Origin of the sequence: Legionella sp. PATHC032 (assembly GCF_026191185.1) — a bacterium.
Classification (GTDB): Bacteria; Pseudomonadota; Gammaproteobacteria; order Legionellales; family Legionellaceae; genus Legionella.
In genome coordinates this window covers 2,679,832-2,704,816 of record NZ_JAPHOV010000001.1, presented here as the reverse complement: position 1 = coordinate 2,704,816, position 24,985 = coordinate 2,679,832, and the positions used below count along the sequence as shown (strand labels likewise).

Here is a 24,985-nt window from a genome sequence, read left to right as displayed (position 1 = left end):
TCCTCACTAAAAACATTTTTTGCCTTGACCTTGGAGTTTTTCGTAAGTCCTGTTAATATCCCAAGGAAGAAACATTTTTTAATTGGCTGTGCGCAAAGGCTTTCTTAGAAAACCAATGGGCATAATCCTGCATTTCAGGCATCAGAAACGCTTTAAAATCCCACCCAATTTTTTCATCAGGGTTAAATGGTCCTAATTCGATGTTTTTAGTTTGGGCAAGACCTCTAATCATCCATTCAACAATTGCAGAATTACCACGCCCGACAGGTTGCATACGAGCCAGGATATAAGCAATCTTCCCGGCATTTTCTAAAAATTGATGGATCCCTTCAGAAGGCTCCCAAGCGAGGCATGCTTGAAAATAAGGCTCAATCAATTCAAATTGCACTTTAAAATAACTGGATTGGCTTGTATAGTTTTCAGCAAAAGGGGTAGGGCAATGATCAATAACAACTGATGTTCTGTTGTCATTTTTTCCATAATCATGGAAAGTTATCGTCAGCACCGTGTCATTTTCAATAAATGGCTTGTTTGAATCCAGATTTTTTATGTGTACTCGTTCTATTTCATCAGCTTTCATCTTGAATGTTATGGTGTAAATAGAAAAACCTTCAGCTTCTCTATGGTTTTTCTTAACTTCAACAAAAGGATTAGATTGACTAATTAGCAAGGAAAGGTGCTCATAAATTTTATCCTTTTGAGAAGGGATATCTTTACTGAGATTGAAATCATCAATTGAGGCAAACCCCGGTTTATTAAATAAACCAAATTGATGTCTTAGAGGACCATGTTTTAAAAGCTTGGCTACCTCGCGTCTTTTACTGGCTAAAAAAGCATAAGCACAACCGACTTGCGTTAATAACGCCTCTTCCGGGCAGCGAATATCTTCACGCACTTTAGGTTTTATCTTGGGAAACTCTGGTAATAAAGCACAGAATTCATTGATGATGTCTTCACTGTATTTTAACCAAAGACTTTGTTTTGAACTGTCAAAATCTTTTAAGCGGTCAATAGATGAAGCCATATGATTTGAAGGTTCAGCATCGATACCAGGTGGTTTTGCAAATAACAAATTGGTATTGGTGCTGATTGTATTGTGTTCATTCTCCTTACCTTTGGTAAGGTTAGTTTGCTCGTCTTTCTTTTTCATAATACCCGAAAAACTATAATTCATTATTTAAGTATAGCCAGCCTGATTCTAAAAGGTAGTAGAGTATTCTTAAATTTTGCCAGCCATAATTTAATTTTTGCTTATTTATAAATCTATGTAGTTGAATTTATTTCACCAGCGGTTCTCTTTTTAAACATCTTTCGATTGAAAATATTTATAATTTTTAAACATATAGTTCTTTATTTAATAATCACTTAATCTTTTTAGATTATAATTAGAACAATTTTTATTTAAAAAAATCAGTAATGACTTTTTTTAATCTATAAGATGTGTGGTTATAATTATGAAAGTACTCTTCGATAAAACTGCCCGAAACAACTCGGGATCCGGAATAACTTCTTCCAGCAAAAATAATGAAATATGTACCTCTTCCATATGCATGAAAAGCAAATTACCATCTGAGGTGGTAGCAGAGCATTTACATGGCTTGCAATCCACGATGGTTGACCGACGAAATCCTGATCTGCCTGATAGTAAACCACTAATGAAAGCGGCAAAGGCTCATGCCATTCTTAAAGCGGGCACAGAAATCGATATGTTAACTGCCACTGGAATAAGTGAGGATGATTTACCTTCTGCAAAAGGCGCTATTCCCTTAACTTCCCCGGAAGAATTAACTCTGAAGGCAACCTGGAAAAATAAAAATCAGGAAAGAGGTGGCAGCGGGAGCGATGCCAGTGTTTTTGGTGGCTTGGGGGTACTGATTATCTCACCTGATATGACAGTAATGAATATCCCTAAAATGAATGCATTGGCTGTACCTACATCATTTTTAGCTAAATATGGTGCCGAACTAATCCCTCTGGAGCAACCATTTACCCTGGATGCTGTTGATAAATCGTCGCTAGAAAACCTGTATCTGGTTGAGTATCAATGGGATGCTGATTATATTCAAGACTACGTAATGAATGTAAGAGGTGGTGGTGGATTGTTTGTAGAAACACACCCATTTCCTCATGTTTTTACACCCTTATCTCCTGAGTGCCGCGGCGCATTGATTCTGGGAGTTGAGCGCAAAGATGGGGCATTTGATTTCGCCGCTTTTGAAATACCATTTGGCTATACCATGAAAATTGCCAGTAATGTAATCCATGGAGACTCTTTCTTTGTGGGGCCTTATGCGATTGCATTAACTGAAACGGAATTGGCTGACTCTGTTCTTTTGAAGCAAGATACCCCTCAGCGTGACATACAAAGAGTAGCTCAAATTCCTACCAAAGCTTTTGCGGTTTTTTTATTTGAGGAAGTTAGATTAGCCAATCAGATAAATCGTAAAATGATGGCTGATAAAGCCCGTTATGAAGGTCTTTCTGGAAAAAGGTTGGGGTTCTTTAAAGAATCTTCTCCAAAGGCACCTACTGAGGTTCATCATTCTTCAGATGCTGATCAGGACATTCATGATCAAAAATTCGAATTAGTGCCTTGTTTAACCAAATAGCATCGCTTTATCTCATCTTATAAAGGTTCGGCCTTCATATCCTGGTTCGAACCAAAAGTTCCTCTGAATGTCTCGCAATGGTTTATTTAAAGAAATCAGGAATAATTTGTTTGCCTAAAATGGATCCAAAACGATAGCCACTTTCATGATAATCATGCCCAAGCCATACCAGTTGATCAATTTCATTCGCAGGTTTAGGTTCATTGTTCAGAGTGACAATATAAGTGCGCATCACTAACCATTTTTCCTCATAGATTGCCTTGTCTTCAAATTGTTTATAAAACTGAAATGACATGATATCAGAGTCAAGTTCTTCTTTGATTTCTCGACGCAGAGTCTCTTCATCGGTTTCATTTTCCTCCATAACGCCACCTGGAACAATGAGTTCCATGGGTGGTTTTCCTTTTTTATGTACAGCAAGTAACTGATTTTTTTCATTAAAAATAAGTGCACCGATTTTCAATATTGTGTTTAATGTGCGCATTGAGAGATCACTCCAGAAACATGGGTTAGTACGTCAAAAACGGGATTGCTGATCACGTCTTGAGATATAAAAGTTTGTTTACATAGTAAGCAAGCCCTGTGCCTATGGGCGCAAACAGCCCAAATCCCCTGATCAAACTGTTCCTTACCGCAATGAGGACAATACACGGTTGCCAGGTGTAATGCCAAATTGGGCAATGCCAGTTGGATTTGCAGAACTCGAATCATTTCGATATCCAGTTTGTAACCAGCCAAAGAAACACTGCCATAAGTATTATCTATAACTCTTTTGCCATTGTCATTGTAAGCATGAACATGGATAGCACTTTCTTCCAGTCTTTTAGCAGTCCAAATAATCGATGGATTAGAACCCCAAATTTGAATGCCGCCATTGTAGCGTTTGGGATCAATTGCAATCGTGCGGTTGGGTATAACAGCAGGTCTTTTGACCTGCTTATCTCCTATCAATTCTTTAAGTAGCATAATTGGATTGCTGATGCAGTCTGTAGTTGTCGTGGTTATTTCACCACAATGATTACATTGATGTTGGCGTGATGGGCATACAGCAGCATAGCCAATCGAAGTAATGGATTGAGAGCAGCGCTGGCATACTAATGAGATGATATTGATATCAAAGATGGCAGACATGCTGAAATGAACGGCAGCTTCCTCTGTGATTGTGAAAGTACGATTTGCGGCGATAACAGTGACCCGGTCATAGGTTGCGTCTATCACTTTTTTAGATGAATCAGCGAGTCGTGCATGAACATGGACGCCTCGATCAAACCCTTGGTTTGACGTGTCAAAAAGAGCGGGTAATGCGCCCCAAATTGCAACCCCTCCCGGGTAGTCATCAAGGTTGAGTGTCAGATTTTTGGTATAAAATGATGTTTGAGTTCGTGTCGTCGCCATAGGATACCTCGTATTAAAAACGAAAGTATCCCTCGACCAAAATTATGTCTTTGTATCCAGCACCGGAGGAATCGAGACTTGCTGAAGACCATAACTTTATAGGCAAGGACATTTTATCGCTACTATTTATTCTTTACAAGTAACGATATCTGAATCATTTCCTGGTTGTTTATAGGTGTGAATGATAAGTATCACATAATCAATCTATGCGAAATAAAAAACGCCTTAGTGTATCTAATATTTTCTATATGTATTACTATAACCCAGTTTTTTTTGGTCTTTTGTTTTGGATGGTTTATGTTTGGTGAGTTATTTGCAAGTTCAATCGTGTTAGGTATTCGTTATTACTCAGATCAGGCTTATCAGGCTGTAACAGGTCTTTTGGGGCAAATAGAACGATTTGGTATTGGCTATACCAGGGAATTTATTCGTGATCCTAAATTGATGATCCAGTCATTAACTTCCAAAGCACGCAGCAGTGAAGCAGGATATAGTGTTGTCAGTTTGGGATATTTGGGGGGGAACTATGCAGTCATTACACCAAAATCTCAATCTCAACTGGTTGAATTATTGAATCAATTTGACCAGGAAAAATCTGGTCGAAGAGGGCATGCATCTTTTAAATTTTTTTCTGGTAATGATTTTTTTATTATTTCAGATACTGGACACGCAGCCCTTTCTTCTCGAAAGAACCTGTCTCGTTTTCTTGTACCCTCCAGACTGGTTAATCCCACTATTACAGAAGTAGAAAAACGTGTTGATTGTGATACAGATATCCAACTTCGACATACAATCTGTGGAATTGTTCGTGCGGTGATGGTGGAAAATATGCTGGGCATCAAGCAATTACCAGACAATACCTACGATGTGATGGCATCTTATAGAAATGATGTAAAGAGATGGGGGGCATTTCCTTTTCCTGAATTACTCAATTTTATGCCGAGTTTGAGACAAAAACGTGATGTGTATCGAGCTTTTTCAAAAAGTATTCTGGAGCAAGAATTTGAAAAACTGGTTGAAATACTTCATAGTGATCCTAATCCTGGAAACAGTAATTTAATTGTGGCTTCTGTCGTTAGTTTATTTAAAGATGAAAACCCCACTCTTTCCAATGAAGAACTGCTCTCTGCCCTAAGGTCTTTATCCATTGAAGACATTAGAAAACATTTTGAAAATCCTATAGTTCAATCACTTCCGATGATATTAAAAGCAGCAGACAACCTCACCGACGCCATTGTTTTGTGTCTGGAGCAAATCGCATCAGATCCGGATAAATTTGCTATGCTTCGTGATGAAATGGACCGATCGCATTTGGTAATAGAAGAAGGAATAGATATAAGAGCTCTTAAATCTTTACCGCTATTAGATGCCTTTTATAAGGAATCAGTGCGGTTTGACGCGCCTGTAGCGGTGCCAAGATATACTCAAAATGGCTATTCATCGGATTCAATGACCATACCACCGAATACAATGATGATATTTGATTTGCATGCTTTAGCTAAAGGTGAACAATACTGGACTAATCCTGAAGAGTTTGACCCTACCCGTTTCTTACAAAAGGACATAGAACAATTTGCTGAAGAAGGGGGGATGAACAGTAACAATAAAAATCATGCCGTAGGTCTGTTCCCCTTTATTCCCTTTTCAGTAGGCCTGCGCAACTGCCCTGCATTTGCAGTGACCGAGTCTTTATTTAAAGTAACGATTGCCAAGTTTGTTTCAGACTACCAACTTCAATTGGTTAAAAAAGATGAGGATGATTCAACATTACACATTACTTCCAGAGATAAATCTTTTGCACTAATGCAATAACATGGGAAAGAACAACAGATTGATACCAGGTAATGAGGTCTATTTGACAGAGTTACCTGGTCTGGTAAGTGGCATTGTAACCCCTCTCAAAATATGCTCTGTCTTGAGAATGAATTATCCATATTGGATATTTTTAAATTTCTTATACTAATATAAGAAGAGAACAATTGCCGAGAGGATCGAATGGCGATTCCTTTTAAACGTATTAATTTAAATCTCATACTACATCTGGATGCTTTACTAAGTGAGAGAAGCGTCAGTGCTGCTGCAGAGAAAGTGTTTGTCAGTCAACCGGCAATGAGTTCTTCTTTAAAACAACTGAGAGAGTTATTTAAAGACCCGCTATTAATTCCTGGTAAAGGGGAATATTTTCTCTCTCCAAAAGCTAAAGAGTTGCAGCCACAATTAGAGCAAGTGATGTTTTTTATAAGAAATATCCTGCAGCCTAGTGAAAGATTTGATCCCCTTCAAACCAAAAGATCATTTAAAATCGCTTTACCGGATTACGTTGAATTAATTTTGTTACCTTCCCTGATGTCGGCTCTTGAAAAACTGCCTCATATTGTGATTGAAACAACAATTCAGTCAATGGCTGATGATCCACATCTGTTTATCGATGAGAATGTAGACTTGGCCATAGGAGCTATTAATGAAAACTCTCTATCAGCACAACTCAAAGTTAAAAAATTGTATGAAGAGGAAATTATTTGTTTTGCGAGCAAGAATAATCCACTCATAAACAAGCCTCTGTCTTTGGAAGATTATATAAGCAATAAACATATTGCATTTAGTTTTAATCAAGAACGCTACAGTCACTCCGCTGAATATTTGTATAAAAGAAAGCTGGTACGTAATGACATGCTCTTTGTAAAAAATATCTTGCCCGCTATTTTTGCCGTAGCCAATTCCGATGCGGTGATTTCCACGGCCCCAAGTTTTTTAATTAATATATTTGCCGGCCAATTTAATCTGGGAATGCAACCTTTACCCTTCGATCTGGAGCCAACACCCATTTACCTTGTGACCCATAGTAAGAGTCAGTATGATGAGGGTGTCGCCTGGTTAGCCAAACTGGTAAGTTCATGCATTAAAAGTCCTTCCTGAAGTATAGATCTCGATTGAGGAGGTGTCTGATTTTTCTGTCTCTTTCTTTACCTCAATCGGTTTGTCCTGAATGGATGTATCAGAAGAGCTATCAGAGCTGCATGAGGATGATTTAATACCCAGTCGAGTAGTTTTTCCTCCTAATTCAGCAAAGTTTCTGGCAAAACCCCATTTTGCAAAAAAGTAGTTGGCAGCCTGCTCCATCCGCATGATCTTAGGAATGATTTGTTCAGCGAGAATGTGCCCATTATGCGAGTTAGCGAAAAATACCACGGCATTTTTCTTATCCTTATCCTGCAAGTCGATTATGACCCAGGCTCTGTAATCATTCATATCTCCTGAATGATAGGCTGTGATAGCTTTTCCTTCATCATTCGTTTGTAGCCCCCAGCCTAAGCCCCATGCAACACGTTGCAAAATAGTATCGGGTATGTTTCCTTTGGCTATTCCGATTGCTCCTGCCAACCCCTTATCTTTTGTCATGTCAGTGTGGGGAACAAAGGGATTCTCAATCGTACTGTCATGGATTAGGTGTTTGACGAAATTGGCATAATCTCCTGCTGTAGACCATAGAGAATTGGCTGCGCATGGTTTAGGTTCATAAGTGCTATACATCATACCGCAAGGTTGAAACACATGTTTTTGGGCCAGTGTTTCAAGATCTGAACCAGTCAGTTTTTCAATTACTTGTTGTAAATAAATAATTCCAACATTCGAATACCCATGTTCTTTTTCTTGAGAGTTAGGCAGGAACTGAAATTTCATTTCCCCATGAGCCAGTCCGCTCGTATGCGATAACACCATCCTGGCGGTTAGTGCTTTAGAATGAGCAATGACAGATTCATCAGACAGGTCAAATGTCATTCCGTCAATATTGAATTCTTCCAGGGGGATAATATGGAAAAGGGGAGTATCCAAATCAAAGCTCTTTAAAGTGTCAGGCAGAATAAATTGATCAAAGCCTGTTTGAGATGTATTACTTGCATTGGTTTGTATCAATTTTTGTACTAAATAAGCAAAGACCGGTTTGCTTAGGGACGCTGCGCCAAAAACGGTTTCAGGCTTTACTTCGGTTGGTGGCATGCGACCTGTTAGAGTTGTAATGAATTCATGTTCCTTGCCATCAGCTAATCGATAGGTTTCGGTGCATTTTGCATGCAACATTTCATAGGCTATTTTATTTGCTTCTGTTAACGCAATTTTCTGAACCATTTTTGCTGCCTGGTCAACATAATAAAGATCCTTGTTAAATGCAATGACCGTGTTTTTGGTTCCGATACCTAATTCATTTTTAGATCCAAGAACCAACTCCTGAAATGGGCACTGGGTGGGATCCTTTGACATTTTGACAAGGCCACATCCATCTGTAAGTCCTATTTCTTGTGTGGAAATAACTCCTTGATGATTGATACAAGCAATGGATACCCCAGGGATCTGGGCTCTTCTCATAGTATCTTTTAGAAGAAGCTCTTCTATTTTCATGTAAGACATAAATTCACTCAAAAAAATAATTTGGCTATAAATTATACTTTGGGTATTAACGTGTTCGATTTACTCAAAAATTTTTTTTTCGCAAAAATATCGTAAAAACCCGTTAATGCCCCGGTTTTTTCTGCATTGCTACAACATAATGCAGACGATTAATTAACCCTTGCTTCATCGCTTTTTTAACTTATTCACAAAAGCAATAGAAGGAAGCTTCAAGACCATCAATCAGAGAGGTTTGCAGGTTTGAATGCTTTCCTTTAACTCATCAGGAATATTCAAGTCCTCAATGTTTGTTTGATGCCTTTTGGCAAAGTAAGTTGCCTTATTGAAAAATCAGGTTATGCCAGTGGTCTATTTTACAATCAGCTTTTTCTAGTCTAAATATTAATTACCAAGGATTAATACTGGACAGCCATGAAAAAATGGATTATCAGTGTGTTGCTGTTAGTAGCCATTGTTTTATGCTCCTACCCCATTATTGGCATGATGGCCTTAAGCACGGCAAAAAAAAACGTCGATAATATTCCCAGGAATCCCTTCCTGACTTGGCAATTAAAAGATAATCACCGTGGATGGTTCTGCTCCACTGCCGTTTTGAATTTACTTGTTAATTTGCCAGCGCAGGAAAATAAAGACGCACAGGGTAATATTAAAGTGCAGCCAGCGCTTCATTTGAGTCTGGATTTCCCAATGGTCATACACCATGGCCCTTTCATTATGACCGATAATGGCTTGCGTTTTGGGCTGGCCTGGGTCACAACAAGTCCGGAAACCCATTATGGAGCTTTGATCAACTATTTAAATCAAACCGTTGTGAGCTATAGTTTGCCTGCAATTAACATGCAAGGCACAAACAACGGCGATCAAGGCAACTTTGTTTTTGTCTGGCAAGGCTTAAGTGCAAAGCTCAAAGTCAATCCCAGGGTTAACAAGGCCTCTGGTCATGTGACTATGTACGGTATGAGTGCGAAAGTGCAAGAAACCGATGTCAGGATTGGTAAAGTCAAAGTCAGTTTTGCATTGAATCGCTACATGGATAATTTATGGCTTGGTGATTCATCTATCCTGCTGTCTTCTGTTTCTACCATCACCAATTCACTGCCAGTGTTTGATTTGCAAGATCTGAGTATGGATGCCTGGGCTGGAGTCAACAACAATTTACTGGATTTTAATTTGCAATTATCCCTGAATAAATTTCTAATGAACAATAACGGCTATGGTCCTGGCCAATTAAAAATCGAGCTTAAAAATCTGGATCCCCAGGCAATGGCCAAACTCAACCGATTGAACTATGACTATCCTTCCAATCAAATCGCGATCCTGGCTGAAATTTTTAACCTGCTTTCCAAAGGTGCGACACTCAGTCTGAATCAGGAGCTGGATACACCACATGGGCATTTGTCCAGTTCGTTGAACATGGCTTTAACCAGGAATTCATTCAGCAACCCTGAAGACCTCTGGCAAAATCTGAAAGGCAATGGTCAGTTTAAAGCGCCTATCAAACTGGTCAAGCAGTTATTATTGGAATCAATCAAATCAAAAACAACTACACCACCAGCTGATGTGTCTCAATCTCAGGCCACACAGCTTGATTCCACCCAGCCGGTTGATGTCGATGCAGATGCCCATAAGCAAACAGAAGCACTCTTGCAAAAATTGGTGAGTCAAGGTGTTTTAAAGGTTGAAGGGGATTATTATCACGCTTCTTTTACTCTTGAAAACACCAAATTTACAGTGAATGGGCAGCCATTTGATCCAGCGTTATTGAATTAGATTTGCGGTTGGGCAATCAGCCCAACCTGCACTGATGCGATGATAATCTATCTCAATCACAAGAAAATCCAGGCGATGAAAACTGTGGTAGAATAAGCACTCAAATTTTTGCCCACTGCATAGTGAATCATGATTATTGGAAAACCTGAACACGGGAAGCTAATCGGGTATAGATTGGGTGTGACTCCTCATGGCATTAATAAACAATTCAAAGAGCCAGGTCATGAGTGATTTTAAGTTTCAACCTCTGGGCATCAATGATTTAAACCAGCTCCATCAATGGTTTCAGGAGCCAATTATTAATCACTGGTATGCGCGAGATAAAAACTGGTCAATCAATGACATCAAAGAAAAATATGAACCAAGAATTGTAGGTACGGAGCATGTTCCAAGTTTCATTGTATATAAAGACAACTTGCTTTTCGGGTTCGTCCAGTTTTACATACTCACAGACTCTTTACCCGATGGTATTGATGGTTATGAGAGTCTTCTTTTTCAACACTACAATCCCAGGGATTTAGCTGGAATCGATTTGTTTATCGCCGAAAGCCAGGGGCGAGGCAAAGGGTTAGGAATGGAACTCATTAATTGCTTTATTAATAAATTTCTGACTCGTTTCAAAGCCATTGTTATTGACCCAGATATTAATAACCAACAAGCCATTCGTTGTTATGAAAAAGCGGGCTTTCAGAGAACAGGTTTCAGCCGGGATCCAAATCATCTTATCATGATAAAACCCTTGTCATTGACTGAAGGGAATTAATTATGAGCCTATTGAAAATAGATCGTTGTTCCGGAAATTTACTAAGGGTTTTAAATGATCAAATCATTTCGTTTCACAATTTTTTTATTTCTTGTAAGTTGTTTGATTTTCGCAGGGGACTTGCGAGCTTTTCCCATTCCATCGGAGTCCCATCAGGATAAACTGGCTTATTTTCAGTTGGAGGCCGAAACATTTTATTCTCCAAAGCCCGTGACTATTGAGGGAAATCCTTATCTCACGTATGAAGTTTTTCTTACCAATGTGGGTGACTATCCCTTTTCTTTGGAAAACGTTGAGGTACTAAATGGCAGAAAACCTCGTAAAGTACTTTTTTCCTATAATCAAGAACAGCTGCGAAAGATGATTTATTCTTTTGGTGGTCATTCCAAGCATTTAAAATCAGACCTGACTTTAAGACCGGGCGAGCGTGGTTTGTTATTTTTTATGGTGAAATTCGATAGTCTTGGTGAAATACCTAAAAAATTAACGCATCGTTTTCATCTTTACTCATCGAAAACCCAACTATCCGAAGAAGAAGTCAGGTATTCTTTCCTGGCTGCTCCCACTCATGTAAAAACTACTCAGCCTTTGGTGATTGCCAATCCTTTGGACGGAAAGCATTGGATGGCAATTAACGGCCCATCAAATCATTCTTTACATCGCCGTGCAAGAGTTGCAGCCCATGGGATTGTTTATTACCCCGAACGGTATGCAATCGATTTTATGCAGTTCGGGTCTGATGGTCATATTTATAAAGAAAACCCTTATAAAAATGACAATTATTACAGTTATGGCGCGAATATTTACTCCGTTACAGATGGTAAAGTGGTCGATGTTTACGATGGTGTTCCTGATAATACTCCACCTGGACGTGATTATCCTATTACACTGAGTAATATGGCTGGTAATTATGTGATTATTGAAATTGCAAAACACCAATATGCTCTATATGCCCACTTAATTCCTCATAGTATTAAGGTCACCAAGGGAGAGTTCGTTCGTAAGAATCAATTGATTGCAAAATTAGGTAATTCGGGTAATTCCGACGCACCGCATTTGCATTTTCATGTGATTGATAAACCATCTCCTTTAATTGGCCAAGGGATACCCTATGCATTTGAACATTTTTCTACAGAAGAATATCGATTTGCCGGCGATGAGTGGGAATCCCCTATTGTCTATGAGGGGAGATTAACAGAACATCATCATGAGCTGGTTCATGAAAATGCTTTGATGAATTTTGCAGAAAAATAATCGAATATCAAACGATAAAAAAGGAATGCCCCATAGTCTATAATATTAGGTAACGTGAGTTATGGATAAGGATTATATTAAGAAGAAGTCGATATCCAGTGTCCGTTTGGGCTGAGGCGATGCGTCAGCATCGTCTCGAAGCCTTGGCACGAAACATTTAATTCCATAAGGCTTCGAGACGGCATAAATGCCTCCTCAGCCCGAACGATACAAGATAATGACCTATCCTAATCCATAACTCACATGAGGTACTTTATTGTCTCTATGGAGTTCTAAAGATTACCTATTTGGGGAGCGCAAGATGAAAACAGGACGTTTTGATCAAGCCAGATCAGATGCATTTGCCGAGCGTCTTTTATCCGTTCTCAATGATGCCGCATTGACATTGATGATATCCATTGGCCATCGAACCGGTCTGTTTGATGTCATGGACGGGCTTGATTTTGCAAGCAGTGAAGTCATAGCGCAGACGGCTGGCTGCAATGAGCGTTATGTCAGGGAATGGCTCAATGCTCTCGTGGTCGGAGGCATTGTAGATTATGATGCGCACGCAAAGACTTATCAATTATCAGCAGAACATGCTTCTTTTCTGACCAGAAATTCTTCACCACAGAACATGGCAGTGATAGCTCAATTTATTCCTGTTCTGGCCTATGTGGAAAATGGCATAGTAGACGCTTTCAAACACGGCGGCGGTGTTCCTTATGAGGCTTACCATCGTTTTCATGAAGTCATGGCAGAAGAGAGTGGGCAAACGATTTTATCATCCTTGACCGACAAAATTTTGCCTATGGTTGACGGTCTGGTTGATAAACTGAACCAGGGAATTCAGGTGCTTGATATTGGTTGTGGCTATGGGCGTGCCTTGATATTAATGGCTAAAACGTATCCTCAAAGCCAATTTACCGGCTATGATCTCTGTGATGAAACCATTGCTCATGCTTTACACTCAGCCAAGGAAAATAATATGCACAATATCCATTTTGAAAAAATGGATTTGTCGGTCTGGAATGAGCAGGAGAAATATGATCTTATTACCAGCTTTGATGTGATTCACGATCAGGCCAGGCCCACGCAAGTACTGGGTAATGTGTTCAAAGCCTTGAAGCCTCAGGGTATTTTCCTGATGCAGGATATCAAAACTTCCAGTAACGTTGCGGGCAATGTCTATCATCCTCTGGGAGCATTTATTTACACCATATCCTGTATGCATTGCATGACGGTGTCTTTGTCTCAAAATGGCTTAGGTCTTGGTGCGGCCTGGGGAGAGGAGCTTGCCGAAAAAATGCTGGTTGAAGCGGGCTTTGGAAAAATTGAAAAGCATTATCTGGAACATGACATCATGAATACCTACTATGTGATGCGTAAATAAAATAAGCAGATCATACAAGAAGTCTAATGATGTTAGGGGTTTTTCTTTTGAGGTAACATGTACTCTTGTCAGAGGATAAACCAATTAACAGTTCGCTGTTAATTGGTTAAGAAGGATGTCCTGTTAATCAGGCATACATCGTTTGCCGGATTTCATTAAACCGGGCATCATCTTTCTCTTTCATTTTTTCAATGGTTTCTAACTCCTCTTGCTCCTGTTCCTGTTGAGCTTTGAGTTTCATGAGTTCAATCATATTTTGCGTTTTTAACTCTTGCAAAATAGCGGCTAATAAAATGTCTGTAGTTGTTTCCAGGCTGATTTCTTGCGTGGGTTGTTTTCCTTCCTGTGTTTTTTTTGTTTCCAGTGTTCCTGATGAGGGGCTTATTTGCTTTTGACTAAAAAAAAGTGGTGATCCCGGATTGGAATAAGTTTGCTTGGTTTGATTATCTCCATCTTTGAGGTGAGTGTTTTTCGCTTTGTTACTCATGGTGATCTCCTTTTCCTTGTGAGTCCCATTCAGATTAATGCAAATCTTGAGTTAAATGCAAATGTTTTTTTCAATATTTATAAATTTTATGTTTTTATCGCTAATATAGATCATTAAGATCAGGTTATGCGCCATATTTTCTATTAATCTTTCAATAGTTGATAAAAAGAACATTAGTTCCTCAAAGGTAGTCTTCGTATCCGGCTTGAATATAAGAGACAATTCTTAATAATTGATAACGCTTCGAGATTTTCCTGGAATTATTCTATACTTACATAAGTAAAATAACAGGTTAGCATATGAAACATAAACGATCTGAAACTCAAGACATTGATGATGCCATCATAAAAACTCTAAACAAATTATTAGAGATCGAGTTGGCAGGGGTAGTGCGCTATACCCATTATTCCTTTATGGTGTTTGGATTTAATCGTATCCCTATCTGTAAATGGATGCGTGATCAGGCGCAAGAGAGTTTGAACCATGCTCATCTAATCGGTGAACTTATTACCCATTTTTCTTATCATCCTACACTTAAAATTGGTAAATTATTAGAGACCCATGAGCATAATATTAGTAACATTTTAGAAGAGTCGCTTGAGCATGAAAGGCAAAGCCTGGATTTGTATTATCAATTATTACAATATGCAGAAAATAAATCGGTGTTAGTTGAAGAATTTGCAAGACAAATGATTCAAGAAGAAGAAATGCATCTTGGCGAAATATCCAAAATGCTTAATTCCCCCGCAACTTTCAAAGATTAACAAGATTTGTCTCTCCTTGTCGATTACTCCATTTTTTGTTGGACTCTGAAGAGTCAAACAGGTTTTTGGTGTTTTTTATTTATTGACAAGAGCGAATAATGGCTGCTCAAGACTATCAATCAGCGAGAGTTGAAATTTCGAATGTTTTCTTTTAATTCCTCAGGGATATTCTTTTCCATATAGCCTGTTTGATGTCTTCGGGCAAAAAGAACACATTGATTTAACAAGGATGGAGCATCTGCCTTTCCAGAAACTTCCCTAATGAGGTTAGCGATTGTTATAGACGATTGAATTTCATCGCCATAATCATCCAGCAAAATGATTTTTTGCACATTGGGAAATGCAGAACCCAGTGCTTTTCGTTGTTCTTTGGACATTTCTTTGACACTATAAAAGCTCAAGTAAACAGTTTGCACATGCTTTAAAGAATCCTTAAGGAGTACTAACTTTTTAAAGGGTACTTCATTCAAGGAGTTAAAGCTCAAATTAAGTGACACCACCTGAGGAGGAATACTGGTAAAAATTTGTGATAAGTCATTGCTGCTTTCCAGGTCGAAATAATTCATTCTTAAATCCAGTGAAGTCACACTGGCAGGGATAGCTGCAAAGGCCTGTGCCAGCTCGGCACCATGCATATTGCCCATGCTATTACAAGACAAATAAAGCGAGGTTACACTGCTTGGGATAGCAGCAAAGGCTTCTGCTAACTCAGCACCACTTCTTCTGTCGAGATGATTACAGCTTAAATCAAGAGAAGTGATATTGGCAGGGATGACGGCCAGGAGTTGTGCCAACTCAGTACCGTTTTTATCGCATAAGTGATTGTTAGCCAAATCCAGCGCAGTAACGCTGTGAGGTATATTGGCAAAAGCCCGTATTAATTCAGCATTGTTTATACTGCCTAATTCATTCAAACCTAAATCAAGCGAAGTGACGCCATAAGGTATAGAGAGAAACTCTTGTATGAGGTCGCTGCTTCTGGTTAATATTAATTCGTAAATCATTATGAAAATCTCCCAATCAATAGATTATTATTTAGTCATAATGAGTATAATATATATATATTGAATATAATTAAAATCAATTGTTTGTATGTTGTATATACAAATTTCTTATGGAAGCTGTATTAAAGCGAGTTTGATATGGTGAAGTCGGATTTAAATCTCTGTTGTGCAAAAAATAGAAGTTACTTCCGAAAGTAGACAAAAAGTTATTGACTAATTAAGAAATCATATGCACAATTGTTGTTCAAAAAAACAGGGGTGTTCACTATGCCGAATTCAAGAGTGCAAATCTGGTTGCAAAGACAAATTGCTGCAAGAACTTTTCCTCCCAATAGAGAAGACTGGTATGTCAAAAATGGGTTTGGTAACTCAGAGATGTCATTAGAAGAACGTTTTGCCTGTTTTGTAGAAGCAATACGCCAAACAGACTCTCCCTACCATGAACAATTATCCGGTATTGAATTTGAGCGCTTTGAAGTAGAAGTAACCTTGGCCAACCAAACAACATGTATGACAGAGGTGATAGGTTTTCAGAGTAATTCCAATCAATCAAGCTCCACACCTAATGAGAAGTTCAAAGCGGTTGGAAAGGGAAAACATGTGATTTACTTCACTGGAATAGGAACGCAATATCAGGATTGCCTGCTTGATATAGCAAAAGCCGTGCAAATAACGGGAGCACATTATTACGCTTTTGAATACCCGGGCATGAGAAAACTGGGAGGTGAAGTATTGGAAGCCAATGATATGGTTAACACTGGAATAGCATTGGCCAATACCTTGCTTGAAAAAGGCATATCAATTGATGATATCCTTTTTCAAGGCGACTCCTTTGGTGCAGCGATAGCAAAAAAAGTCAGTGATCAATTCAAACAGCAATCCAATGTAACAGTAAGATGCATTATGAATAACACCTTTTCCAGCTTTCAAGCCGCTGTCGAGGGAAACCTGGGGTCGTTCTCCACTTTGCGTTATACAGTTCGTCCTTTGCTTCGCTATACCGGTTGGGATATTCGCCCAGGAGAGGGCTATGGTCAGGACACTCCCTACCAAATTCATATCAATCATACAGGTGATCTTACCCTGGGGGCAGGGCATGCAACCCTTGCAGAAAGTGTTGAATCCAATTCTCAACTTGAACATTTCGTTGATCCCTGTCCTGAAGATTATCGTATTAAAAGAGACACCTATAAGCAGTGGCATTGGGCTTCATTAAGTGAACAAGGAATAACATTTCTTGAGACAAAATATGGCAGAAACAGTGAGGGTCAATTGGACACGCATCTGGCCGATTTATATTTGCTAAAATATGATACGGGTCTGGGGGTATATGAATCATTTATTTGTAAATACCTCGAAGACAGTAATGACTATATTGCAAGTCACCCGCAAAAACTGTCTCTTGACCAATTACCCAGACCTCTTGAGTCTGAAACAGTTTCATTAAGACAATTGATTGTGTCTGTGTTACCATCAAGACCTACTATAGCTGGTTTCTTTAGTCGTACTACACCTGTCATAGAGGAGGTGGAGACAGAGAAGCAAGAGCAGAAATCAATTGAGTTAAAGTAGGCAGTATCACTTACCCGTAAAACAAAAACAACAGATTGGATATGGATAAAAGGATTATTGCGGCAGCCTCTTTTGGTACCTTGTTTGAAATGTACGACTATGCCATTTATGGATTTATGGCACCTATTTTGGCGCCTCTTTTTTTCCCCGCCGCCGATAAACACATTGCTCTCATCGCAACATTTGGTGTTTTCGCCGCAGGTTTCCTTGTTCGGCCATTCTCCGCTTATTGGTTAGGAAATCTGGGTGACCAAATTGGTCGCAGAAAAACATTGACTATAACTCTTATGATCATGACTTTTTCGTCAAGCTTTATTGGTTTATTACCTACTTATCAAGAGGTTGGCATTTTCGCCCCAGTATTACTCACGCTCTGTCGACTAGCTCAAGGGATTTCTGTAGCGGGGGAAATGACTTTAGCCAGTATTTACATCTATGAAAATGTGAGCATGCGCCATAAAGGTTTAGCAGTCAGCTTTGTCACTTTGGGGTCTATTGGTGGGCTCTTGCTTGCAATAATAGTAAGCAAAATAGCCCTGATATTTTTCTCCAGGCAGTATCTCGATTTTTACTGGCGTTTCCCATTTTTAATAGGAATATTTGTCGGTTTTGTCGGACTTTATTTACGGAGTCAAACCAGGGAATTAACCGATTTTGCAAAAAGAGTAGCCAAAAAGCAGGTTCATCCAATACTAAATGCCTGGCGCTATCGGAAAAAAGCAATTGCTGCTATTTTTCTTTTGGCAATTTATTGTAACAGTAGCTTCTATACCTTCTTTGTTTATATGCCTTCCTATCTGCAACAGCAGGAATTATCATTAACTGCAGCGACGGACGTCATTATCATAGGGATGATTTGTTATAGCATGGGTCTATTGTTATCAGGTTTCACCTCGGATGTTTTAGGCAGACGCTTCCCCTTGGCGGTGAGTTTAATTGCAACTCTATGCAGTATTTTAGCAATAAATTATTTAATTAATACTGGCACATTATTGCAGGTTACCGTCGCCTGTAGTGCGTTGGCCATCATTATCTCTTTTTATATTGGAAGCGCGTTTACCGCCAGTCTTGAACAATTACCACAAGAAGAGCGAGCCAGCGGCTTTACTTTATTTTTTAACTTAGGCAATTCTCTATTTGGAGGCACAGCACCACTCATTATTTTGCTATTAAGTTATGTGTTCAAACATTTTGCATTTTCTATTTATTTGATGGTAATGGCTTTATTGACTTTTCCTGCCCTGTGGTTGATTCAAGGAAAGAGTACTAATTAATTTATGATACGAAAAACAGTGCTCCAACACAAAAATGTGATCAGCTTGGTTGCTTAAAATGTATCTCAATTTTAGACAGCTGAGAGTTGCCTCCACCCTATGAGCTAAAATCTATAACTTTCTTTTCTTTACCGACTGTTTTACGTCACACTTTTTAAAGCTTACCCATATCAAAAATTTCTATTTATGAAAAAAATAGTTTCCAAAATAGTGGATTCGCAAGTTATTTAATTTGCCAGATACTGCGCCAGTTTTTATTTATCCGGAAGACATGCAAAACCTGAAAAGGATTCTCAATTTAATACATAACAAAATACAGTTTTTCAGCATAGTAAAAACACTCATTTTTTAAAAATTTCAAATCCCCCAGATATAAGAGGCTAACTGTACTTCAGTGCTTTCTCGTCGGCAATTCATTACAGGGATGAACGTATTCCGAAATTTTTTGCCAATTATCAAGGAGTGGTTGAGAGCTAATGTATTGAATTAATAAATATAACTATTTTCAAAGAGAAACAAATGAAGAGAAATAATAAAACAAATAATCAGGATGCAGATCAACAATCCAGCCAATATATTTATGTGGAAAAAAAGAGGTAGCTGGTATTGATACAGAAATAACTACTCTATCTTACTATCCTATTCCTTGGGATTCTTCTTTAGAAAGGCCACTCGATTATTATGAAAAACAATCAAAAATTATCACCTACTATAAAGACGATGTTGATCTGGATAATAATCCAGTTTGCAAAAGAATCGAAATAGAAATACCTACAGTTGAAGAAGGTGAAAACAGACACCGAACTATTAAAGTAAAGGTTGATGGAAAGCTCGTAGTTTTTCAAGATAACAGTATTCTGGATATGGATGAAACTTTTAATATCCGTGATGTCAATTTATTAATACATATGGTTCTTAACAATTTTCATTCCAAGAGTAACTCAACCCATTTGCAAACAATAACTCCCTTTATTCATCTGCCTGGAACTGGTGGAGATAAAGATTATGAGTTTAATCAAAAAACAATGGAGATATTAGTAAAATTCTTCTGCCATATGTTCAGGAAATGTGTTCATTAAACAATAGTTGTATGGTTAGGGAACTACTAATCCCAGTGGCTACAAAAGGTGGTGCTCATCACTGGAATTTGTGTTTGTTATCTATTGATGAAAATAATATTCCTTCACTTTATTATATTGAATCAGAAAACTTATTAGTTTCATTTGATTACTACACTTATATGTATTACATGGAAGATTATAAAATGCATATCCTTCCACAGGTCAATGAGTTATTGGCTAAATGTCACTATCCAGCAATTGATAAAGTCAATTTTTGTCAAGCGAAACAATTTAGCCAAGAAGGTTGTGGTATTGCAATGGGTCTTAATATGCAAAAAATACTGGAAGAAAATTATCCTCAGGTTATTTGTCATTCCAGTACACAGAGAAAAGAGGTTCCGAGTCGTGCAGAAATAAGGCGTTTATCAAGTAATGTGAGTATTGAAGAGGATGCTTTAATGCGAGTAGAGCTTGCATTTAAAATACAAGTGCGCGCATCCATTATTGCAGTGAGAGCTCTTGATGCAAAGATGGTAGAAAAAAAGAGCCTGGTTTGCAGTGAAATTTTAAGTGATTCACGCAGTTTAAATGTAAAGGCTAAAGAAGCATTTGGCTTTTTTCAATCGGCACAACCTCAAATATCAACTGAAATGCATTCGACTTTGGCACAAAACAAAGACAATGAAGAAGCATCTCCTATTGATGTAAATGCTGAAGCAGGTTGTTTGTGCTGAGACATAATGTAATTAGACCTCTTGCTTGATCTGATCATTTTGTTTTAGGGTAAGGTGCAAACGTTTTGAGGAGTAGAGTTTACACGCAGTAAATGAATACTGCAGAAATGTTTGCAACGCAGCAATAAAACGAAAGAGACAGTTTAGGCAAGTAAGGTTTAATACAAACCATCTTAAACGTTCGCTTTTGAAAATAACATTTTGTGATGATGCTGTATGTTTAGCTTTGATGCGGTAAAAGGTAATCAAAGCATAAACATATGCGGAACATTTTCTTCTGCGATTATCTGTGGCATGACAACTTGCAAAAGATTATGTCAAATCAAAACGATCGGCATTCATAACCTTTGTCCATGCAGCAACAAAGTCCTTTACAAATTTTTCCTTGTTATCATCCTGAGCATAGACTTCAGCATAGGAGCGCAGAACCGAATTAGAGCCAAAAACCAGATCTACTCGAGTCGCTGTCCACTTGATATCACCTGTTTTACGGTCACGAATTTCGTACAAATTATTCTTGGTTGGTGTCCATACGTTGGCCATATCGGTTAAATTGACAAAGAAGTCATTGGTCAGGGCTCCGATGCGATCGGTGAATACGCCATGTTGGTTATTATTGTGATTAGTACCTAACACGCGCAGGCCTCCAACAAGGACTGTCATCTCATGAGCTGTCAATCCCATGAGCTGGGTGCGATCCAGCATGAGCTCTTCCGGACGGACATCATATTCTTTCTTAAGCCAGTTACGATAACCATCATGAAGAGGTTCCAGCACATCAAAGGACTCTGCATCCGTCATGTCATCGGTCGCATCGCCACGACCGGGAGCAAAGGGAATGATAATGTCAAAACCAGCTGCCTTGGCAGCTTTCTCAATGCCAATATTTCCGGCAAGCACAATCACATCAGCTACGCTGGCGTTTGTATCGGCAGCGATGTTTTCAAGTACTCGTAAGACTTTAGCCAGGCGTTGTGGCTCATTGCCTTCCCAGTCTTTTTGTGGGCTTAATCGTATGCGTGCTCCATTCGCGCCACCGCGCTTATCTGATCCGCGGAAAGTTCGTGCGCTGTCCCATGCTGTAGAAACCATTTCACCGATGGTCAGATTGCTGGCCGCAATTTTTGCTTTGACGGCAGAAACATCATAACTTTTGTTACCTGCTGGCACCGGATCTTGCCAAATCAAGTCTTCTTTAGGAACATCCGGACCAATGTAGCGCGCCTTCGGTCCCATATCACGATGGGTCAGTTTAAACCAGGCTCGAGCGAAAACTTCTGCAAAATAGTCGGGGTCTTGGTAAAAGCGCCCAGCAATTTTACGATAAACGGGGTCCATTTTCATTGCCATGTCAGCATCAGTCATGATCGGGTTGTGCCGGATGGTAGGGTCTTCAACATCTACTGGTTTATCTTCTTCCTTAATATGGAGGGGTTCCCATTGCCAGGCACCAGCGGGGCTTTTTTTCAGTTCCCAATCGTAATTCAGCAATAAATAGAAGTAGCCATTGTCCCACTGGGTAGGGTGTGTCGTCCATGCACCTTCAATACCACTTGAAACAGTATTACGGCCTATGCCTCTGGTGGTTTTGTTAATCCAGCCAAGCCCTTGGTCCTCAATATCAGCTGCCTCAGGCTCCGGTCCCAAAAATTTTGCATTACCATTACCGTGACATTTGCCAACAGTATGTCCTCCGGCAGTCAGGGCAACGGTTTCCTCGTCGTTCATAGCCATGCGTCCGAAGGTTACACGAATATCCTGCGCAGTGCGAAGCGGATCAGGTTGACCATTCACTCCTTCGGGATTCACATAAATTAATCCCATTTGTACTGCCGCCAGCGGGTTTTCCAGAGATTCACGGCTTTTGCCATCGTAACGCTTGGCACCCAACCATTCTTGTTCTGAACCCCAGTAAACGTCTTTTTCAGGATGCCAAATGTCTTCACGGCCAAAACCAAAGCCGAATGTTTTAAGTCCCATTGACTCATAAGCGATGGTACCGGCCAAGACAATTAAGTCTGCCCAACTGATTTTGTTGCCATATTTTTTCTTGATCGGCCATAACAAGCGACGCGCTTTATCCAGATTCACATTGTCAGGCCAGGAATTCAATGGCGCAAAACGCTGATTGCCTGTACCAGCACCGCCACGTCCATCAGCCACACGATAGGAACCAGCGGCATGCCAGGACATACGAATCATTAAACCACCATAGTGTCCCCAATCAGCAGGCCACCACGCCTGACTGTCAGTCATCAAAGCATGCAAATCTTTTTTGAGTGCTTCAAAATCTAGTTTTTTGACTTCTTCACGGTAGTTGAAATCTTTTCCCATTGGATTTGTCTTGGTGTCATGCTGATGCAATATATCCAGGTTCAAGGCATTGGGCCACCATGCCGTGTTGGATGGTCCTGTAGACGTCATACCGCCATGTATCACCGGACACCCGGTTGTTGTACCCCTGATTTTTCCATCCATAGACACTCCCAGTATCAGATCATAATCGATTAAATTGCTAACTATAGCTTAATGGGGGGTGGCTAAGCAAACGAAGCAAAGACACTGTCAAGTGAGAGATTTCGGGCTAAAAAATGCCTGTTCCATATCAAAGGAAGTCACTGGTGCATGCTCAAGTTTTTCCTTTTTTCCTAATACAGGAAGGTCTTCTTACCATACCCGGTTAAACTTGACTCTTATAGAGTTGGTAGTCATGATATTCCTGTTTACAATGCAAAAATAATGTTTTCACTCTGTTGATTGACGAATTGTTTGCCCGCATTAAAATCATAAGGACATGTGAAAAGTCAGATGAATAAAAATTTAAGTGCTTTGAGTTTACTTTGGATTGCAATTACCAGCATGGTGGGCTCAGGCTGGTTATTTGGTTCTTTATATTCTGCTCATTTTGCTGGTCCCGCTGCCATTATCGCTTGGCCACTGGCAGGTTTTTTACTTCTGTTTGTTGCTTTATCTTACGCTGAATTAGGTACGATGTTTCCAAAGTCCGACAGCCTGGCTTGCTTGCCTTTATATACCCATGGACGTTTGACTGGCATTATCATGAATGTCATGACCTGGTTTTCCCTGGCTATTTTGCTAGTGATTGAAACGCAAGGTGTCATTCAATACGCCAGTAATTACCTTCCAGGTCTGGTAACCCATGACGCTTTGCACTATCGAAATACTCCAATAGGTTATATGCTGTCGCTGGTTGTATTAATGAGTTTTGTTTTGTTTAATTATTTCGGTATTGGTTTGTTTGCCCGCATTAATGCCGCATTTACTGTTTGGAAGATAATAATCCCTGTGCTCACTATTGCAAGCTTGGTAACCATGAGTTATCACCCGGGTAATTTTTTTCAGCACGGTGGTTTCATGCCTTATGGCTGGCAGGGAGTTATGGCTGCCATGTCAAGTGGAGGGGTACTTTTTTCCTTATTAGGGTTTAGACAAGTGGTTATCATGATGGGTGAACTGGAAAAACCAGGACAATACATACCGCTGATTTTGGGTGGTTCATTAGTGTTCGTGACACTGCTTTACACTGGTTTGCAATGGTCCTTTATTGGGAGTATTAGCGAACAAGCGTTGGAAAAAGGGTGGGTGAATTTGTCTTTTACCGGTGATGCAGGACCATTTGCCGCTCTGGCTGCACTGGCTGGGATGCTTTGGTTGAGTATTTTATTGTATGCCGATGCGTTTATATCACCTTATTCCACTGGTCTTGTTTATTCAACCACAGCAGCTCATATGCTAAGCAGTATGGGCTCAGTTGTTCCTACACCTGAAATTCTTACCAAACAAAACAGGTATCAAGTGCCTTGGGTTAGTTTAGGTGTAAATTTCTTACTCGCTGCCACCATGTCGCTCGTGTTACACGGATGGCAGGAAATGTCGGCTTTTCTTGTAGCAATATTAATGATTAGCTATTCCATAGGACCTGTAGCGCTTGTTTGTTTACGCCACCAGTTACCCCACTATAAGCGGCCATTTTGTTTGCAAGGGAGTAACCTTATTGGCTTTATCGGATTTTATGTTTGTACAGTTGGCGTTTATTGGACAGGTTTCCAGAGTGTGCGAAAGTTATTGGTGGCCACTATTCTGGGAGTAGTGTGCTCTTTTCTTTATTGCTTTATAAAAAACACACATCGGGAAATTGATAGCAAACAAGCATTATGGTTTATATTCTATCTTTTCGGCCTTGGTATTTTCTCATTTCTAGGTAATTATGGTGGTAAGCATATACTCCCCCAGTATTGGGATTTGGTGTATTTATTATTATTCAGCTTGCTTGTATTTGGTTTTGCTTTGTTGTCCAGAAAGCCCAGTGTCCACACTCAAAAAATGGTTACCCAAAATACTCACTCCGATCTAGCCGTACCTGCTTTCTCAACTGAGCGATATGATATTGCTTGATTAGAATCCTTAATGATTAATATTTTTTAATATTGATCTTGACAAGATCATTATGGATCACAATAATGCGATTGGTTTTTAAAAGTCACTTTGCTGCAAGGAA

At 39.4% G+C, this 24,985-nt stretch carries 20 protein-coding genes; 13 read left to right on the top strand and 7 right to left on the bottom strand.

From position 1 onward, the window contains the following. Positions 1–52: 52 nt before the first annotated feature. Positions 53–1,150: a hypothetical protein gene (locus OQJ02_RS12045; protein WP_265719256.1), complete on the bottom strand. Its 1,098-nt coding sequence runs from the start codon at positions 1,148–1,150 to the stop codon at positions 53–55. A gap of 304 nt (positions 1,151–1,454) precedes the next feature. Here OQJ02_RS12045 and OQJ02_RS12040 point away from each other — a divergent pair, with 304 nt between their 5' ends. After that, entirely contained in the window at positions 1,455–2,609 is a 1,155-nt protein-coding gene (locus OQJ02_RS12040; protein ID WP_265719255.1) for a hypothetical protein, read from the top strand. Between the two features lie 82 nt (positions 2,610–2,691). Here OQJ02_RS12040 and OQJ02_RS12035 read toward each other — a convergent pair whose 3' ends face one another. Further along, positions 2,692–3,093: an NUDIX domain-containing protein gene (locus tag OQJ02_RS12035; protein ID WP_265719254.1), complete on the bottom strand. Its 402-nt coding sequence runs from the start codon at positions 3,091–3,093 to the stop codon at positions 2,692–2,694. Then, positions 3,081–4,004: a hypothetical protein gene (locus OQJ02_RS12030; protein WP_265719253.1), complete on the bottom strand. Its 924-nt coding sequence runs from the start codon at positions 4,002–4,004 to the stop codon at positions 3,081–3,083. Before OQJ02_RS12030 ends, OQJ02_RS12035 begins: the two co-directional genes overlap by 13 nt. 297 nt (positions 4,005–4,301) lie before the next feature. On the opposite strand from OQJ02_RS12030, the gene OQJ02_RS12025 reads away from it, so the two are divergent. Continuing rightward, positions 4,302–5,816, top strand: a complete 1,515-nt coding sequence (locus tag OQJ02_RS12025) for a cytochrome P450 (RefSeq protein ID WP_265719252.1) — start codon at positions 4,302–4,304, stop codon at positions 5,814–5,816. Positions 5,817–5,999: 183 nt separating this feature from the next. Continuing rightward, entirely contained in the window at positions 6,000–6,920 is a 921-nt protein-coding gene (gene lelA, locus OQJ02_RS12020; RefSeq protein WP_265719251.1) for a LysR family transcriptional regulator LelA, read from the top strand. On the opposite strand, the gene OQJ02_RS12015 is transcribed toward lelA, so the two are convergent. Further along, a complete protein-coding gene (locus OQJ02_RS12015) occupies positions 6,897–8,411 on the bottom strand; it encodes a serine hydrolase domain-containing protein (RefSeq protein ID WP_265719250.1) in 1,515 nt (504 codons plus the stop codon). The genes lelA and OQJ02_RS12015 overlap by 24 nt on opposite strands. A 411-nt stretch (positions 8,412–8,822) precedes the next feature. Here OQJ02_RS12015 and OQJ02_RS12010 point away from each other — a divergent pair, with 411 nt between their 5' ends. From OQJ02_RS12010 to OQJ02_RS11995, 4 genes are all read left to right on the top strand, one after another. After that, positions 8,823–10,181 carry a YdgA family protein gene (locus OQJ02_RS12010; protein ID WP_265719249.1) on the top strand — a complete coding sequence of 453 codons (1,359 nt, stop codon included), beginning with the start codon at positions 8,823–8,825 and terminating at the stop codon, positions 10,179–10,181. Between the two features lie 190 nt (positions 10,182–10,371). Continuing rightward, positions 10,372–10,944: a GNAT family N-acetyltransferase gene (locus OQJ02_RS12005; protein WP_322783389.1), complete on the top strand. Its 573-nt coding sequence runs from the start codon at positions 10,372–10,374 to the stop codon at positions 10,942–10,944. Between the two features lie 54 nt (positions 10,945–10,998). Beyond that, on the top strand, positions 10,999–12,198 hold the full coding sequence (locus OQJ02_RS12000) for a M23 family metallopeptidase (protein WP_265719247.1): 1,200 nt from the start codon (positions 10,999–11,001) through the stop codon (positions 12,196–12,198). Between the two features lie 301 nt (positions 12,199–12,499). Continuing rightward, positions 12,500–13,570: a class I SAM-dependent methyltransferase gene (locus OQJ02_RS11995; RefSeq protein WP_265719246.1), complete on the top strand. Its 1,071-nt coding sequence runs from the start codon at positions 12,500–12,502 to the stop codon at positions 13,568–13,570. A 127-nt stretch (positions 13,571–13,697) separates the two neighbouring features. Here OQJ02_RS11995 and OQJ02_RS11990 read toward each other — a convergent pair whose 3' ends face one another. Continuing rightward, the gene (locus OQJ02_RS11990; protein ID WP_265719245.1) at positions 13,698–14,057 is read right to left on the bottom strand and encodes a hypothetical protein; all 360 of its coding nucleotides are present in this window, start codon (positions 14,055–14,057) and stop codon (positions 13,698–13,700) included. 299 nt (positions 14,058–14,356) lie between these two features. Here OQJ02_RS11990 and OQJ02_RS11985 point away from each other — a divergent pair, with 299 nt between their 5' ends. Beyond that, complete coding sequence (locus OQJ02_RS11985) at positions 14,357–14,821, top strand: ferritin-like domain-containing protein (RefSeq protein WP_027227434.1); 465 nt, start codon at positions 14,357–14,359, stop codon at positions 14,819–14,821. 119 nt (positions 14,822–14,940) lie between these two features. Here the strand turns inward: OQJ02_RS11985 and OQJ02_RS11980 are convergent, their stop codons facing one another. After that, positions 14,941–15,825 carry a hypothetical protein gene (locus tag OQJ02_RS11980; protein ID WP_265719244.1) on the bottom strand — a complete coding sequence of 295 codons (885 nt, stop codon included), beginning with the start codon at positions 15,823–15,825 and terminating at the stop codon, positions 14,941–14,943. Positions 15,826–16,092: 267 nt separating this feature from the next. On the opposite strand from OQJ02_RS11980, the gene sdbC reads away from it, so the two are divergent. The 4 genes from sdbC (at position 16,093) to OQJ02_RS11960 (ending at position 20,466) form a co-directional block, all read left to right on the top strand. Further along, positions 16,093–17,397 (top strand): Dot/Icm T4SS effector SdbC, encoded by a 1,305-nt coding sequence (gene sdbC / locus OQJ02_RS11975; RefSeq protein ID WP_265719243.1) that lies wholly within the window; start codon positions 16,093–16,095, stop codon positions 17,395–17,397. A 41-nt stretch (positions 17,398–17,438) separates the two neighbouring features. After that, positions 17,439–18,671 (top strand): MFS transporter, encoded by a 1,233-nt coding sequence (locus tag OQJ02_RS11970; protein WP_265719242.1) that lies wholly within the window; start codon positions 17,439–17,441, stop codon positions 18,669–18,671. Positions 18,672–19,534: 863 nt separating this feature from the next. Next, complete coding sequence (locus tag OQJ02_RS11965; RefSeq protein WP_265719241.1) at positions 19,535–19,750, top strand: hypothetical protein; 216 nt, start codon at positions 19,535–19,537, stop codon at positions 19,748–19,750. A gap of 35 nt (positions 19,751–19,785) precedes the next feature. Further along, positions 19,786–20,466, top strand: coding sequence for a hypothetical protein (locus tag OQJ02_RS11960; protein ID WP_265719240.1), 681 nt, complete (start codon positions 19,786–19,788; stop codon positions 20,464–20,466). Between the two features lie 312 nt (positions 20,467–20,778). Here the strand turns inward: OQJ02_RS11960 and katG are convergent, their stop codons facing one another. Further along, a complete protein-coding gene (katG, locus tag OQJ02_RS11955; protein WP_265719239.1) occupies positions 20,779–22,944 on the bottom strand; it encodes a catalase/peroxidase HPI in 2,166 nt (721 codons plus the stop codon). A 330-nt stretch (positions 22,945–23,274) separates the two neighbouring features. Between katG and OQJ02_RS11950 the strand changes: the two genes are divergently transcribed. Continuing rightward, positions 23,275–24,882, top strand: a complete 1,608-nt coding sequence (locus OQJ02_RS11950; RefSeq protein ID WP_265719238.1) for an APC family permease — start codon at positions 23,275–23,277, stop codon at positions 24,880–24,882. The last annotated feature ends 103 nt before the right edge of the window (positions 24,883–24,985 follow it).